Raw genomic sequence first — 18,191 nt, 5'->3', positions numbered from 1 at the left:
TCTCTAATAAAGGCAGGTTATGAAATGGCACATTCAGAAAAAATAGACAGAAATAATGTTGAAGATATCATGGGGCTGTCTCCCGTTCAAGAAGGAATGTTATTTCACTTTTTAAAAGAGCCTGAGTTGGAGCAATATCATGAACAACTGTCGCTGACGATTTCAGGAAAGCTGGATTTAGCGGTTTTTAAACAAGCTTGGAATGATGTCATTCAAGCAAACGAGATGCTACGAGTTCTATATCGATGGAGAGAAGTTAATCAGCCTGTTCAAGTTATCTTAAAAGAACATCAGATTGTAGTTGATTACTACGATTTTTCTGATTTGCCTTCTGCTGAGCAAACGAAGCAGATTAACCTACAAAAGAAAGCAGATCTTCGTAGACCCTTCACTCTTTTGGAGGTACCATTCCGGATTGAGCTTTATGAATTAGCTGCTGAACATCATCAAATGGTAATCAGCAATCATCACATCTTGTATGACGGATGGAGTAACGGCCTTATCTTGCAGGAGTTTTTTCAAGCATATCACAGCTTGGAGATAGAACAGCCTTCTTTCTTTCCACCCAAGGCTAAGTACAAGGAGTACATTGCGTGGTTGCAAAATCAAGATCAAGGAAAACAGAATGCTTTTTGGAAAGAGTATTTGGAAGGCTTTGATACTCAGACCCCGCTTTCGATTAAAAAACATAATGCTGTCAAGAGAGGAGATGTCGTTAAGCACAAGATCACGTTGGAGCCTTTCGTGGCATCCCAAATCGAAGCGTTTTGCAGAAAACACCAAGTCACGGTAGCATCACTGTTCTACGCGGCATGGGGACTTCTACTCAATCGGTACAACAATACGGATGATGTAATTTTTGGTACCACGGTTTCAGGTCGTTCAGGAAATATAGAGGGTCTCGAACAAGTCGTTGGGCTATTTATTAATACGCTTCCGCTCCGTATGAAAACAGATACTGAAACAGACTTACTTACGTATATCAAACGAGTCAACCAAGACATACAAAATAGGACCCAATTTGAAAGTACATCGCTGGTCAATATAAAACAGGCGAGTTTACTCGATAAAAAAGAAGAGCTTTTCGATACGCTGATGGTTATTGAAAACTATCCGTTAGACAAACAACTGTTTCAGGAGAACCAAGGGCTACGTGTTACTTCCTACGAGATTCACGAGATAACCAATTATGATTTGACAGTTGCAGTGGAATTGTTTGAAAAAACCAATCTGGTTTTCACCTATGAGCAGGCTTTGTTTGACCGGGATGTAGTAGAACGACTGGCCCAGCATTATTCAAGAATGCTTACCCAGCTCATACAAAATCCAACAAGATATCTTGGGGAGCTGGAGCTTCTCTCTGAAAAGGAGCTTGGGGAGCTGAAAGCATGGAATCAAACCAATGCTTGGTATGCTTACGAACAACCGATCTATCAATTATTTAGCGAACAAGCCAAGCGTACCCCCGAGAAGATTGCTGTCATTTGTGGAGAAGCGAGCCTCACTTATCGTCAACTGGATGAACGCACGAATCAATTAGCGCACACGCTTCGCCAACATGGGGTTGGAGCGGATACAATTGTAGGAATCTGCACCGAGCGTTCTGTGGAAATGATTGTCGGGTTATTGGCTATTTGGAAAGCAGGCGGAGCGTATTTGCCCATTGATCCTACCATTCCTATGGAACGTCTATGCTACATTCTGGAGGATAGTGGTACTAAGCTGGTTGTCACGCAACAGCAATTTATGAATAGATTCTCTAAGGAATGCAATACACTTAATCTGGATGACAACGAACTATATCACTCTGATCGAGGCTGCTTGAATCATAGTAGTGGGCCAAAAAATCTAGCCTATGTGATCTATACGTCCGGCTCTACTGGAAAACCAAAAGGGGTATGCATCGAGCACCACTCCGTCGTAAATCGGTTGAACTGGATGCAAAAGGCCTATCCGATCAGCGGCAAAGATGTGATTCTACAGAAAACACCATATATGTTTGATGTATCTGTTTGGGAGCTGTTCTGGTGGTCTATTCAAGGGGCGACGGTTTCTTTCCTCGCACCTGGACAAGAAGGGAATCCCGAATCCATTATAGAGACAATTTGTCGTGATAAAGTAACGACTATGCATTTTGTTCCTTCTATGCTACACGTCTTTTTGGAGTTTGCCGAAGCCTTTGAAAAAACGGATAAGCTGAACAGCTTACAAAGAGTCTTTGCGAGTGGAGAAGCACTGGGCGTTCATCTGGTGAAACGATTTAATCAGCAGCTATATGACCGATTTAAAACAGAGTTAATCAATCTGTATGGACCGACCGAGGCGTGCGTAGATGTATCATATTTCAATTGCTCACCATGGATGGATTATGAAAAGGTGCCTATCGGCAAACCAATTGATAATATTTCGTTCTTTATATTAGATCGTAACCTAATGTTACAGCCAGTAGGTGTTCCAGGTCAGCTGTGCATTGCGGGAGTGGGTCTCGCTCGTGGGTATGCTAACAACCATGCATTGACCAGTGAGAAATTCATTGATCATCCTTTTGCCCCAGAACAGAAATTATATCTGACAGGTGACCTTGCCAGATGGCTATCAGATGGCAACGTCGAATATCTGGGACGGGTCGACTATCAGGTTAAAGTACGAGGATTCCGTATTGAGCTGGGAGAAATAGAGCATCAACTCCTTGATTTTCCTGGCATAAAAGAAGCTGTTGTAGTAGTAAAACAAGATAAAAATCAAGACGATTATCTTGCTGCCTACGTCGTATGCCAAGAGGAATTACATGTGGCAGAGGCAAAGCAATTTCTATTAAAACGTCTTCCAGATTACATGGTTCCAACTACTTTTATTTGCCTGGATGAAATGCCCCTAACCACTAATGGCAAGCTTGATCGCAAAGCATTGCCTGCTCCAGAGCTTACCCAATCTACTCAGAAAACAACTTATGTGAAACCACAAACAGAATTAGAAAGAACGATCGCTGCTATTTATAAGGAAGTACTAGAAGTCGATAGTGTTGGTTTATACGATAATTTCTTTGACATAGGTGGTAATTCACTGAAGCTAATTCGTATTTACAGCCGACTCAATAAGGTCTTGGAAAAAGAACTGACGGTAGCGACACTCTTTCAATATCCGACGATAGCTTCGCTCACTCAATATTTGGCTCAAGCAGAAAAAGGAGCAGAACCGGACAAAAGAAAGCCTTCACGCCGTTCAAAGCAAGAATCTCCACAGAAAGCGAACGACAGTATTAGTCGGGATGTGGCTGTCATTGGGATGGCAGGGCGGTTCCCAGGAGCAAGGAATGTTGATGAATTTTGGGATAATATAAAAAATGGAATTGAAAGTATTCGTTTTTTTACGGACGAAGAGCTACTTGAAGCAGGAAATGACGCAGAACTGATCAAGAGATCAAACTACGTAAAGGCAAAGGGATATCTTGATGATTTTGAATGTTTCGATGCAGCTTTATTTGAATATATGCCAAAGGAAGCAGAATGGATGGATCCCCAATTGCGCCTGCTTCATGAGTGTGCGTGGGAAGCATTAGAGCAGGCAGGTTACTTAACTGATGAAGGCTCTGATCGTATTGGTACGTTTGTAGGCGCCTCCTCTAATTTTCATTGGCTCCACCAGGTGGCACTCCAAAACCAAAACTCATTGGAAGAGTTCTCTGCGATGCTACTTAACGAGAAGGACTTCTTCAGCACTCGTCTGGCCTACAAGCTTAACCTGAAAGGCCCAAGTGTGACAGTGCAAACCGCTTGCTCGACATCTTTGGTAGCAATTCAGATGGCTTATCAGGAGCTGATCCAAGGGAACTGTGAGATTGCAATAGCTGGTGGTGTTGGGATTACCTATCCACCCAAAACGGGATATTTATACGAGGATGGTATGATTCACTCTCCAGATGGTCACTGCCGTGCGTTTGACAAGGATGCCAATGGAACGATTGGCGGGAACGGTATCGGGATTGTCGTGTTGAAGAGGCTCCATGATGCATTGGTAGACGGTGACACCATTCATGCTGTCATAAAAGGCGGAGCAGTCAATAATGATGGGATCGACAAGGTAGGATTTACAGCTCCGGGGGTCATGGGACAGGCGGAAGTCATCCATGAGGCACAAAGACAGGCAGGAGTTGAACCGGAGAGCATCAGTTACGTTGAGGCACACGGGACCGGAACTGCACTGGGTGATCCAATCGAATTTGAAGCATTACGACTCGCTTTTCACACAAATCAAAAACGATACTGCGCAATCGGTTCAGTAAAAACCAACATTGGACATCTCGATGCTGCTGCTGGTGTGGCTGGATTTATTAAAACCGTGCTTTCTCTTCAACATGAATTGCTTCCCCCGAGTCTACACTTCCAAGAAGTAAATCCAAAGATCGATTTTGCAAGCAGTCCATTTTTTGTTAATAATCAGCTCATGGCTTGGTCAAGAGGAAAAAAACCGCGACGAGCAGGGGTCAGCTCATTTGGTATGGGAGGGACCAATGCTCATGTAATCCTTGAAGAAGCACCAATGGCTGTCAATTCCCCTGAGAAGCGCGAATGGAAACTGCTAATGCTTTCAGCTAAAACAGAAACAGCCTTGAAAAAAGCGGCAGAAAATTTACAAAGATATCTAACTGCCCAGCCTGAAGTAAACCTCTCGGATGTCGCCTATACATTACAGGTTGGGAGGAAAACATTTCCCTATCGGAAAGTGATTGTGGCTAAAAATGTGCAAGAGGCAACCGTGTTGCTGGGTCTTCCAGATACGGATAAGGTGATGACCAAACAGATTATCAAACCTAATCGTCCCATTACATTCATGTTTCCTGGACAGGGTTCACAGTACATCAATATGGGCCTTGAATTATATCAAGGGGAAGAATGTTTCCGCACTACCGTGGATACGTGCTCTGAATTACTTACGCCTATAATTGGGTACGATGTACGGGAAATCATCTATCCGATAGAGCACAAAAAGGAATGGGCGTCTGAAATGCTGTTGCAGACGGAAGTGACACAGGTTGTTCTCTTTACGATAGAGTATGCTTTGGCACAAACCTTAATGGAGTGGGGGATACAGCCTCAGGCAATGATTGGTCACAGTGTTGGTGAATATGTTGCAGCTTGCATTGCAGGTGTATTTTCTCTAAAAGATGCAGTAAGACTAGTAGCATTGCGAGGCAAACTGATGCAGTCAATGCCAACAGGGACGATGCTCAGTGTGCGACTCCCCGAATCGGCTCTTCTTTCGCTACTCCCTACAGATGTGTCATTAGCCGCCGTTAATAGCTCAGCGCTGTGTGTAGTTTCAGGAACTCATGAAGCGATTGAGAAATGTAAGGCTCTGTTAACAGAAAAAGGGGTAGAGCACAGCCAGTTGCATACCTCTCATGCGTTCCATTCAGCGATGATGGAGGGAATATTGACTGAATTCGAATCGGTGGTGCGCACAATTGAACTTCGCGAGCCACAACTTCCCTTTCTATCTAACGTAACAGGCACTTGGATTTCCATAGAAGATGCTACTGACCCTATGTATTGGGTAAAACATGTACGCGGAACGGTTCAGTTTGCTGCTGGAGTCAAGGAACTGCTGAATAGCGAACAATCTGCTTTTATTGAAGTAGGACCAGGTCGCGTGCTCAGTACGTTTGTTCTTCGACACACCGACAAAAGAACGGATCACTTTGTTACTAACTTGCTACCACATCCACAGGAACAAACGACGGAAGATTTGTTTTTTTATCGAAAAATCGCTCAGTTATGGCTAGAGGGTGTAAAGATAGATTGGCATGCATTCTATGAAAAGGAACAGCGGAGAAGAATTCCGCTTCCATCCTATCCGTTTGAGCGGAAACGCTTTTGGTCGTGGACCCAATCTACTCCACCCCCTAGTAAAGCTCAGAATCTGTTACAAGAAACGGCGAGTGCTAAAAAAACAAATATAGCAGATTGGTTCTATGAACCTTCATGGGAAAGAGATAATTTGTCTAGTGCTCACGAAGACCGTCTTGAAATGCAGTCTGTGCTGATTTTTGCTGACGACACTTTATTAAGCAAATGTTTACTAGAGAAGCTTCAACAGACCAACTCGAATATTGCTGTTGTTTATAAAGGTTCTACGTATCGAAAGGTAAATGATCGTAGCTTTGTAATCCATCCGTGTGAGACAAGCCATTATGACGAATTACTTCGTGAGATGAGAGAGCTGGGATTTACACCAACTAAGGTATTGCACCTGTGGAGTGTGAATGAGGAAGAGCATTATGGGCTTGATATAAAACGTGTAGAACAAGCGATCGACTCCGGATTTTACAGTCTTGTTTCTTTTGTACAGGCACTTGGAAGACAGATGATTACTGACCCCCTTGATATACTCGTCGTTACAAACAACACGCAAGAGGTAACAGGAGAGGAAGAGTTACAGCCTGAAAAGGCGACAGTGCTTGGATTTGTAAAAATTGCACCTTTAGAGTACGCCAATCTGAAATGCCGCAATATTGATATTCTGTCTACCTCCAATCCTCGTAAGCAAGAAAAAATAGTTCAGCAACTGCTAGTGGAGCTTGAGAACATATCTGAGGATAAAGTTGTCGCCTATCGTAACAACTATCGATGGATACAAATCATGAAAAAATCATCTAGGGAAACTCTTACGACAACCCCAAGGCTTAAACAGTATGGCGTTTATCTGATAACGGGTGGCTTGGGTGGCATAGGTTTTGCTATAGCAAAGGATTTTGCCAAGAGCTATCAGGCAAAGCTAATTCTGATTGGACGTTCGGAGTTTCCGTCACGAATGGCATGGGATGATTGGTTGAACAATCATCCAGAAGATAACAGCATCAGTCAAAAAATTAGAGAAATTCTCCTGTTGGAAAGCTATGGAGCAGAAGTAATGGTTTCCAGAGCGGATGTATCTAATCAGATTCAGATGGCAGAGGTTATTCAGGATGCGAATGAGCGTTTCGGTGGAATAAACGGTGTGATTCATGCTGCTGGAATTGCCGACTACGCAGGGTTAATTCAAAATCGTACGCGTGAAACGGTGGAGACAATTCTTGCTCCAAAGATACACGGAACACTCACGCTTGATTATTTGTTAAGTGAACAAAAGCTCGATTTTTTCGTGCTTTGCTCATCCATAGGCAACGTTTCCTATCACCGTAAAATCGGACAAGTCGCCTATAACGTGGCGAATGAATTCCTTGATGCCTATGCCTTTTATAAAATGGCACGGGATGGCGTTCATACTGTGTCAATCAACTGGCCTGATTGGCAAGAGGTAGGAATGTCTATTGAATCAGCCAAATACTGGGCAAAAGCACTCAATACAAATGTAGAGACTATTCTCCAAGACGGGTTACATCAATCTGAGGGAGTGGAGGTTCTCAAGCGTGCCTTGCACAATTCTTCACCACAGGTGGTGGTTTCGGCTGAGGATTTGATTAAAAAAATCGCTGAGGGATCAGCCCATTTCCAAGCTGTCTTGGAACAGGGTCAGTTTTCACGTGAACGAAGTCAGCGCCCAGAACTTTCTACCAACTATGTTGCTCCAAAGGGTGAAATCGAAGGAAAGCTTGCGAATATTTGGCAAAAAATGTTCGGTATTGAGCGAGTAGGTATACATGATAACTTCTTTGATCTAGGAGCAAGCTCGCTTGACTTGATTCAGGTAAATAGAAAGGTAAAAGAGATGCTCAACCTTGATATTTCGGTTGTGACAATGTATGAATACCCGACAATTGCCTCGCTTGCAGCTTATTTGAGTCAGGAGATGTCAGTGGATAAACAGGAAATGCGGGAGCAAACAAAATCGGATGAGTTGAACAAGTCTAAACAACTCATGAAGAGCACAATCTTGAAAATGGGGCGGTCCACAAAATGACGAAAAAAGAAGAACAAACTCATCGTACTGGCTTGGAAATCGCTGTCATTGGAATCGCAGGTAAATTTCCAGGAGCTGATAACCTAGAACAGTATTGGAAAAATCTGAAAAATAGTGTAGAGACCATTTCTGTTTTTACTGATGAAGAATTGCGCCAGGTGGGAATTGATCCCGTTCTCCTGCAAAAACCAAACTATGTAAAAGCAAAAGGTTACATTGAAGGCATTGAAGAGTTTGATCCTGGTTTCTTTGGCTATTCTCCACGGGAAGCGGAGATTATGGACCCGCAGATTCGTCTCCTTCAGGAATGTAGCTGGCAAGCATTGGAGGATGCTGGCTATGATCCAAAATCCTATGAAGGGTTGATCGGATTATATGTTGGAGCTGCCTCCAACTACGAGTGGGTAGCACAATCTCCGCTTATGAAAAATGATGGCGGAGCCGCATTACATGAAGCAGGGACTCTTTGCTACAAAGATGCGATTAGTACCCTTACTTCTTATAAACTAGGATTAAAAGGACCAAGCTTTACGATGTACACGGCTTGCTCTACCTCTCTGTTGAGCATCCACTTAGCTTGTCGTGCTCTTCTTACTGGGGAATGTACCATTGCTTTAGCAGGGGGAGTACGTGTTTCCTATCCTAACAAAAAAGGCTATCTCTACGAGCCGGGGCTTACTTCGTCGCCAGATGGGCATGTTCGAGCATTCGACGCTGATGCAAAAGGAGCAGTCTTTAGCGATGGAGTTGGGATGGTTGTTCTGAAAAGACTTGAGGATGCAATTGCTGACAATGACAATATAGCGGCTGTAATAAAAGGAACTGCCGCAAACAATGATGGTGCACGTAAAGTAGGATATACGGCGCCAAGTGTAGAGGGACAGGCAGAGGTCATCATGGCTGCTCAGCATCTTGCGGAGGTAGAGTCGGAAAGTATCAGTTATATCGAAACTCACGGTACGGCCACTAATCTGGGGGATACCATTGAATTTGAAGCTCTTAAACGAGCCTTTCCAACCGAACAAAAAAGCTTCTGCGGAATTGGTTCAGTTAAATCCAATATTGGGCATCTGGACACAGCGGCAGGAGTAGCTGGTTTCTTAAAAACAGTCCTAGCTTTAAAGCATAAGCAACTTCCACCAACGCTTCATTTTAATCGTCCTAATCCTAGGATTAATCTTGTAAACAGTCCTTTCTATGTTGTTAAGGATCTACAGACTTGGGAGCACGAAGGTTATCCACTGCGTGCCGGTGTTAGTGCTTTTGGGTATGGAGGAACCAATGTTCATGTGATTTTGGAAGAAGCACCGACCACCGAAAGCGAACCTAGTCAAAGCAATCAGTATATTTTTCCGCTGTCTGCGCGTTCATTGACTGCATTGGATAACGCTACAAATCAATTGGTGGAGTATCTTTGCAATCAACAAAAAGCAGAGGTAGCTGATGTCGCATACACGTTGCAGATTGGACGCCGAGAATTTCCGTATCGTAGAGCCATTGTGGCAACCAATAGTGAAGAAGCCATTGCACAGCTTTTAGCAAGCAAAGGGAATGCTGCATTGGCTAAGGATCATCAATGTGAAGTGATTTTTTTGTTTCACAGACATGGTTTTTCAGATGGGAACCTTTTGTTGGAGCTGTATTCATCAGAGCCAATGTTCAAAAATGCCTTAGATCGCTGTTTCAATCAGGTACAGTTCATTACAGGCTATGACTTGCGAAACGTATTGTATCCACAATATACGCTTGATGATATTGCACGCGTTTTGAAACAGCCAGAAATTTCAGAGCTGCTTTCATTCGTCTTGCAATACGGACTTGCTTCCTTATTTATCGCTCGGGGAGTGAAGCCTACGGGGATGAGCGGGTTTGGCATAGGAGAATACGTGAGTGCAGTAGTAGGGGAAGTCATGACTCTGGAGGAAGCGTTGTCCCTGGTAATTGCTCGTGGAAAGGTTCTTTATTCTCAAACAGCGACCGTAGAGGACTTCCAGCAATTAACTCAAACGATCTCCCTACAATCTCCAAGGCTACCTTTTATCTCGAGCGTGACAGGTACTTGGATTACCAATCAACAAGCATCTGATTTTGGCTACTGGGTACAGCACCTTTATGAGCAAGTAGAAGAGGCTGTAGGTTTAGAAGAGGTTGCAAAAACTGCCGATGTGTTATTCCTGCAATTGTTCGCTTCGGATGAGCAACGCACTTGCTTGGCAAAATGTATCGATGACAAAGTAGAACGAATCGTCACTGTCATGAATCAGGAGGAAGAGAACAGCGCGGTTTCTCAGTTCTTACAATCGCTTGGTACACTTTGGACACTTGGAAAAACACCGGAGTGGAAGAGTTTTTATGACAAAGAAAAAAGACGCCGTGTATCTCTTCCAACCTATCCCTTTGAAAAACAACGCTACTGGCCTGATTCTCCTACTCCTCAAACTGTCCTGCAAAAAACAGAAAAAATACAAAAGAACAAAAACATTGCGGAGTGGTTTTATCTACCTACATGGGAATCAGCACCTTTTTCTATGCAACAGGAGAAGAAAGAAATGAAAAAGTACCTGATTTTTGTTGATGAGGAGAATGTCGGAAGCAAGCTAGCTAACCGTTTGAGTAAAGCGGGACATCAGGTATCAACAGTTGGTAGTGGGACAGCTTTCAGCCAAAAATCAGAAGGGGAATATGTCATACAAGCGAGTGAGGAAAACGATTATAAACAGTTGTTCCAAGAACTACGCACTAATGACAACCTCCCCCATGAGATCATCCATATGTGGAATGTCAATAAGGATGATATAGGCATTACTTCTATGGAGCTTGGCTATTACTCACTTATTCACCTAGTAAAGGCGATTTCTGAACAAAATATGATCGACCCACTCCAAATCTCTGTTATAACAAATCACATGCAAAAAGTGGGAGATACTGATCGTGTTCAACCTGAAAAGGCGATGTTGCTTGCTCCCGTCAAAGTAATACCTCAGGAGTTTCAAAATATCAGGTGCCGTAGCATTGATATCGCGGGGACGGATGAGCAAAGCTTGAGTGAGGTCATTGAACCATTGTTTATGGAATTGACCAGCAAGGTTGTAGACACAGTTATTGCTTATCGCAATCACGAGCGATATGTTCGTACCTTTGATCAGGTTCCCGTTGAACAATTAGAAGCCACACTTTCTGTAAGCAATGAGGAAACAGTACCGCAATTACGTAAAAAAGGCGTCTATTTGATTACAGGCGGGCTTGGTGGTATCGGAACCAAGGTGGCAGAATATCTAGCAAAAACAGTTCAAGCTAAACTGATACTCCTAGGACGTTCCCAATTGCCACAGCGTGCAGAGTGGGAAACATGGCTTGCAAACCATGAAGAAAACGACAACATGAGCATAAAAATTAGGCACATTCAACTGATGGAGGAGTATGGGGCGGAAGTACTCATTATCCGTGCTAATGTTGCGGATGAAAATCAGATGCGTGATGTCATTGCTCAAGCGGAGGAGAAATTCGGATCGATTCATGGTGTTATCCATGCCGCAGGAATTTTGCGAGTGAAATCAGCTCAATGTATGATGGAAAAAATTACAAAAGAGGAATGTGAGGAGCAGTTCCAGCCGAAATTATATGGAACATTGACGCTGGAAAAAGTTCTACGCGATAAGCCGCTTGATTTCTGCCTGCTTGTGTCATCCTTATCACCAATCCTTGGGGGACTAGGATTCGTAGCGTATGCGGCAGCTAATCTTTATCTGGATGCTTTTGCCGAAAAGCAAAGTGTCCTATATCCAAACCGTTGGATCAGTGTGAACTGGGGCGATTGGCAATACACTGGCAAAGAGTACAATAAAACCTTCGTAAGTGAAAGCATCGAAATCCTAGAGATGACTCCTAAAGAAGGCATCAAAACGTTTCAATGCGTGTTAGGCCTGGGAGGAATTCATCAGGTTATTATCTCTTCCGGAAATCTATACAGTCGCATTAACCAATGGATTAAGCTGGAAGCTCTTCAGGAAGAAAGGGCAAGTGAGAGTGTAAAGGGTAAAGCCTCCAAACAGCAGAAACGTAGCCAATACATGAAAAATAGAACGAGAATAACTGAGATAGAGCAATTGATTTCTGAAATTTGGATGGATTTCTATCGAGTCGATAGCGTTAATCCAGCAGAAAATTTCTTTCAATTGGGAGCTACCTCATTAGATATCATTCAAATTCACAATAAGATCGTAAAAAGCCTGGAGAAACATATCCCCATAGAAGTCATGTTTGAATTTCCAACCATTCACTTACTGGCGAAGCATTTGAGCGGTGGCGAAGCAGCGGAGGCAGTGGAGGAAATTTTGACAGGCAGTAAAAATAGAACACGAAAAATGAGTGGCGATATCGCTGTAATCGGAATGGCAGGACGTTTCCCGGGCGCAAAGGATATTGATACATTCTGGGAGAATTTGAGAAACGGAGTGGAGTCTGTTGTCTTTTTCACAGATGAAGAGCTTAAAGAAGCCGGAGTAGATCCTGCTCAATACAGCCTGCCGAATTATGTAAAGGCTAAAGGCTATCTGGAAGGAACGGAGTATTTTGATTCCGCCTTCTTCGATTACACGCCAAAAGACGCAATGGTAATGGACCCTCAGCTTCGTGTTTTCCATGAGTGTACGTGGGCAGCACTTGAACACGCGGGCTATAACATTGATTCCTATAAGGGCTTAGTCGGAGTCTTTGCAGGAGCGTCTCCAAATTTGTACTGGCAGGTAATGGCTACGTTGGCAGAAGCGAATGAACCGTCGGGACAATTCCTCGCCTCGCTTTTAAACGATAAAGATTCTTTAAGTACGCAAATCTCCTATAAATTGAATTTAAAAGGACCAAGCTCTAATATATTTACGGGCTGCTCTACCTCGCTTGTATCGATTATTACAGCTTGCCAAGCTCTATTAAACGGACAATGTGATATGGCAATAGCGGGAGGAATTACGCTTACACAACCGGATAAGGCTGGTTACATCTATGAAGAAGGAATGCTGTTCGCAGTAGATGGACATTGCCGAAGCTTTGATGAAAAGGCGAGCGGAATGCTGTTTGGCGATGGGGCAGGCGTTGTTGTTCTTAAATCGCTAGAGGATGCAATCACTGATGGAGATTTCATCCATGCTGTTATCAAAGGATCGGCCATTAACAATGATGGTAATCGTAAGGTTGGATATACGGCACCGAGCGTGGAGGGCCAAGTGGATGTAATCCGTGCCGCCCACTCCAGTGCAAATGTCGATCCTGAAAGCATTACTTATATCGAGACCCACGGAACGGCGACCAAATTAGGTGACACAATTGAGATTAGTGCGTTAAAGCAAGCATTCAACTCAGAAAAACGCCAATATTGTGCGATTGGCTCAGTGAAATCAAATGTAGGTCACCTCAATGCGGCATCAGGCGTGGCGGGTTTTATCAAAGTTGTCATGGCTATGCAAAATCGTCAAATTCCAGCTAGCCTACATTTTAAAACACCGAATAAACAAATTGATTTCGATAATAGTCCGTTTTTCGTTAACACACAATTGCGAGAATGGGAATCCGAGTCAGATCCACTACGCGCAGGAGTTAGTTCGTTTGGTATCGGTGGCACGAACGCGCATATTGTTCTTGAAGAAGCATCGCCTCGATCTATTTCTAACGGTTCCCTACGTGACTGGAAAATGCTTGTTCTTTCCGCTAAAACGGTATCGTCATTAGATCGGATGACCCAGAATCTAGGGAATTATTTACGTAAACATCCTGATGTAAATCTGGCTGATGTCTCCTATACGCTACAGCTTGGTAGAAAATCATTTACGTATAGACGAACTCTCCTCTGCCAAAGTGTTGAAGAAGCAAGTGAACTGCTACTGTCCACAGATACAAATAAAATAGACACCATTAAGGCAAAAGGGGAAAATCGCCCTGTCGTATTCATGTTCTCTGGTCAAGGCTCTCAGTATGTCAACATGGGACGAGATCTGTACGAGCAGGAGCCTCAGTTCCGGGCCGAAGTGGACAAATGCTTTACTATTCTTGAACCAATGCTAGGCTTTGACCTAAGAAATGTTTTATTTCCGGAAGCTGACGACGATGAGGCTGGCACAAAGATTAACAAAAACGAGTTTGGACAACCGATACTCTTTACTTTTGAATATGCGCTTGCCCAGTTACTAATGCAATGGGGAATACAACCTTCCGCTGTCATAGGCTATAGCTTTGGTGAGTATGTGGCGGCAACTATCGCAGGAGTATTTTCCCTACACAACGTCTTAAAACTGATTGTAGAACGCGGACGACTAATGAATAAAGTGTCTGGAGCGATGCTTAGTGTGCCTCTAAGTGCTAGAGAAACAAGTGAAAGAATTGCTACGTTTATAACAAAGCATAGAGATACCGACAGTAGCGCGATATCCTTAGCGATTGATAATGGTCCATCTAGCATTGTGTCAGGATCAGAAAATGCCATCAAGGAATTTGAACTAGAGTTACGGGCTAACCGATTGTTATGCATGCGAGTGCCAAGTGAACATGCAGCCCACTCCATCGTTCTCGACCCAATCCTTGAAGAATTTGAGCAGGTTATCCGGACTATTCCGCTACAAGAGCCAGACATTCCACTTGTTTCAAATGTAACTGGCACTTGGATCACAGCTGAACAAGTACAAGACCCGATGTATTGGGTCACCCATATGCGTGAAACCGTCCGTTTTGCGGATGGAATTGAAACACTCAAACAGGATAAGGATAGCGTTTTTGTCGAGATTGGTCCAAGTAGAGACGTAAGCGTACTGCTCAACCGTTTCTTCGAAGATGAGCCGGAACGAGTACTGCATACAATCAAACATCCCAAACAAAAAATCTCTGATGTTTACTTCTTATTAACGAGGCTTGCTCGCTTGTGGGGATTGGGAGCATACGTAGATTGGACCAACTTCTACGGGGATGAACAACGTCAGCGTATCCCTTTACCAACCTATTCCTTTGATCCTATTAGTTACAAGATACAAGCGAATCCATTTGAATTAAGTCAGAGATTGACTAAAAAAACGACGCAGCTTCATAAAAAGGAAAATATTAGCGAATGGTTCTATACACCGCAATGGTCTTCAGTCCCACTTCGGAAAGAGAAGAGTAACGAATTGCTAGCAGAGCAAAGGTGGCTTGTTTTTGCTGATGAAGGTGGACTAGGTACGAGGGTGGCAACAGGTCTAGAAGCTGTGGTTAAATCAGTTGTGGTTGCTAAGGCAGGCGAAACCTTCGAGAAATTGGCGGAAAACTGCTATCAGTTAAATGTAAGAGAAAAGAGCCACTATTTGAAGCTTGTAAGCGAACTGAGTAAGGAGGATAAGCTCCCAACGCGCATTGCCCACTTTTTAGGAGTTACATCAATGGAGAAAAATGCTACATTGAGTTTATCAGATTTCCAAGAGCGTGGTTTCTACAGCTTGTTCCATTTCGTTACATCACTTGTTGGCAAGCAAACAAATGAGCAGATGGATATCAAGATAATAAGCAACAATGTTCATGAAATACTAGGTGATGAGACGTTGATTCCGGAGAAGGCTACCGTACTTGCCACAGCGATAGTTGCTCCACAGGAGTATTCGTATTTGAATTGCTCTCATGTTGACATCGTTCTTCCGATCATGGGAAGTAAGCAAGAGAACAAACTTGTCGAACAACTAATTGCTGAGTGCTACTCCCCTTCTACCGATAAATTTGTTGCTTATCGAGGGAAGAATCGGTGGGTACAAGGCTATGTATCGCAAACTATCGACAACGTAGATGATAACCCGTCCCCACTTCGCCCAAAAGGGGTTTACTTGATCACAGGAGGTTTAGGTGGTATCGGCTTGATCCTAGCGGAATACCTGGTTAAGACGGTACAAGCGAAAGTAATCCTTACAGGGCGCTCAGGCTTACCTGCTCGTGAAGAATGGACAAAGTGGATAGGAACTCATGGTGAAAAAGACCCGATCAGTCAAAAAATCCGTAAAATGCAAGACCTGGAGCAGATGGGTGGAGAAGTTCTGATATTTGCTTGTGATGTCGCAGATAAAGATCAAATGCAAGCTGTTATTGAACAAGCAGAGCAAATCCATGGTCCGATTAATGGGGTTATTCACGCCGCGGGTGTTTTGGGAGGTAATACGTTCAATCTAATGAAGGAGCTCCTGATAACGGACTGCGAAGAACAATTTAAGTCCAAAATGTACGGATTACGTGTACTTTCGGAAGTTCTTAGAGACAAACAGCTAGATTTCTGCTTATTAATGTCTTCGATTGCTTCTGTGTTGGGGGGGCTTGGTTTCACTGCATATTCCGCCGCTAACTTGTATATGGACTACTTTGTTCAAAAATATAACAGGGACGCGCTTGTACCTTGGATAAGCGTGAATTGGAGCGACTGGAAATACTGGGATGAGACTGAAAAGGACACTACTGTTGGAGGAAGCATCTGGGAACTATCGATGCTACCAGAAGAAGGAGTTCAAGTTTTTCAACGTATTTTGGCCTCTGGAGAAACTTGGATTGCCAACTCACCGGGGGATTTACAGGTTCGAATCAATCAGTGGGTTCATCTACAATCGCTACGTCATGAAGAGGAAGATGACAACGAGGTAGCATTGCATGCCAGACCGGTTTTATTGAGCTCATATGTAGAACCCCGCACGAAATTAGAAAAAGAGCTGGTTGAGATTTGGCAGAAAATTTTCCGTGTAAATCAAATAGGCATTGAAGACGATTTCTTTGAACTTGGTGGTGATTCTCTTAAAGGTATCACCCTTGTTTCTCGAATCCATAAGGAGCTACATGTAGAGATACCTGTGGCACAGCTGTTCGATACACCGACCATTGAGACGCTTTGCTCGTATATTCATAACGCTGAGAGAAGCGGGTACTTCTCGATTGAGGCAGCGGCACCAAAAGAAGCGTATGTCCTATCCTCAGCTCAGAAACGCTTCTATGTTTTACACCGGCTTCATCCAGCTAGCACAGCGTACAACGATACGGCTGCCGTATTGCTGGAAGGTGAGCTTGATGGCAAGAGATTAGAGCAAGCTTTTATGAAATTGATTCAGCGTCATGAAGTGTTCCGTACGTCCATCCAAATGATTGATGATGAGCCAAAACAATGTATCCATGATAAAGTAGATTTTGAATTGACCTATATAGAAGCGGAAGAAACGGAAGCTCCGCAGCTTGTACACGATTTTATCAGAGCATTTGATTTGGATGTTGCACCATTTCTGCGTATTGGGCTCGTGAAGCTACATGAGACGAAGCATATTCTGATAGTCGATATTCACCACATCATCACGGACGGTGTTTCTTTTGACATCTTCGTAAGGGATCTAATGAAGCTATACTCTGGCGAAGAACTACCACAGCTGCGTATCCAATACAAAGACTACGCAGAGTGGCAAAACAGTGAGAGAGAGCAGGAAGTGGTCAAGAAGCAGAAGGAGTACTGGATGAAACGGTTTGAAGATCAAATTCCTCTACTTGACCTACCCACAGACTATTCGAGACCAAAAGTTTCAAATTTTCTGGGAGATACGCTGTCATTTGAGATCAATTCAGAATTGACCGACAAAATAAGGAAGCTTGTGAGCCAAGAAGAGTCCACTCTATACATTGTACTAGTAGCAATCTACAATGCTCTATTATATAAATACACGGGACAGGAGGATATAGTAGTCGGCTCCCCAATTGCTGGTAGGCCGCATGCTGATTTGCAGAACATCATGGGAGTGTTCGTCAACATGCTACCGATGCGCAACCAGCCAAAAGGAGAGAGCACATTTAAAGCATTTTTGGCAGAAGTGAAAGAAAACTCGTTGCAAGCCTTTGAAAATCAGAAGTATCAATATGAAGATTTGGTCCTTAGTCTCGGACTACAAGGTAATATTTCTCGCAATCCATTGTTTGATGTTATGTTTGTCCTACAAAACATGGATACGGAGAAACTTGAGTTTAATGGTCTTCATGTATCCCCGTTCGAGTTTGGTCACCAACGAGCCCAAGTAGACCTGCTACTTCGTGCGGTCGAGGCTCAGGATAAGTTGGAGATGACTATCGAATATTCTACTGAGCTATTTAGACGGGAGACTATGGAGAAGTTTGTCCAACGCTATATCGAGCTTCTTGAGCAAGTTACTGCGGATGTTCAAATAAGGCTTCAGGATATCTCAGTTTCACATGATTTCAAGGAACTCGTTTTGCAAATCGATCAAGGTGATTTCAATTTTTAAAATAATCGATAAAAACAAGGAATATCC

The 18,191-nt window shown here is 43.4% G+C and carries 2 protein-coding genes; both read left to right on the top strand.

Going from position 1 to position 18,191, the window contains the following annotated elements; translation table 11 throughout:
- Nucleotides 1-24 precede the first annotated feature (24 nt).
- Nucleotides 25-7,899 carry a non-ribosomal peptide synthetase/type I polyketide synthase gene (locus ACQV1I_RS15800; protein ID WP_116334107.1) on the top strand — a complete coding sequence of 2,625 codons (7,875 nt, stop codon included), beginning with the start codon at nucleotides 25-27 and terminating at the stop codon, nucleotides 7,897-7,899.
- Nucleotides 7,896-18,164 carry a type I polyketide synthase gene (locus ACQV1I_RS15795; RefSeq protein ID WP_116334106.1) on the top strand — a complete coding sequence of 3,423 codons (10,269 nt, stop codon included), beginning with the start codon at nucleotides 7,896-7,898 and terminating at the stop codon, nucleotides 18,162-18,164. The genes ACQV1I_RS15800 and ACQV1I_RS15795 overlap by 4 nt, the downstream gene beginning before the upstream one ends.
- The last annotated feature ends 27 nt before the right edge of the window (nucleotides 18,165-18,191 follow it).

Origin of the sequence: Brevibacillus sp. JB24b (assembly GCF_051713385.1) — a bacterium.
GTDB lineage: Bacteria > Bacillota > Bacilli > Brevibacillales > Brevibacillaceae > Brevibacillus_B > Brevibacillus_B laterosporus.
This window is presented reverse-complemented; position numbering and strand designations above follow the sequence as displayed.

Bases quoted from the DNA above. Each gene is read 5' to 3' on its own strand.
- ACQV1I_RS15800 (WP_116334107.1), top strand. From the start codon at position 25: ATGGCACATTCAGAAAAAATAGACAGAAATAATGTTGAAGATATCATG.
- ACQV1I_RS15795 (WP_116334106.1), top strand. From the start codon at position 7,896: ATGACGAAAAAAGAAGAACAAACTCATCGTACTGGCTTGGAAATCGCT.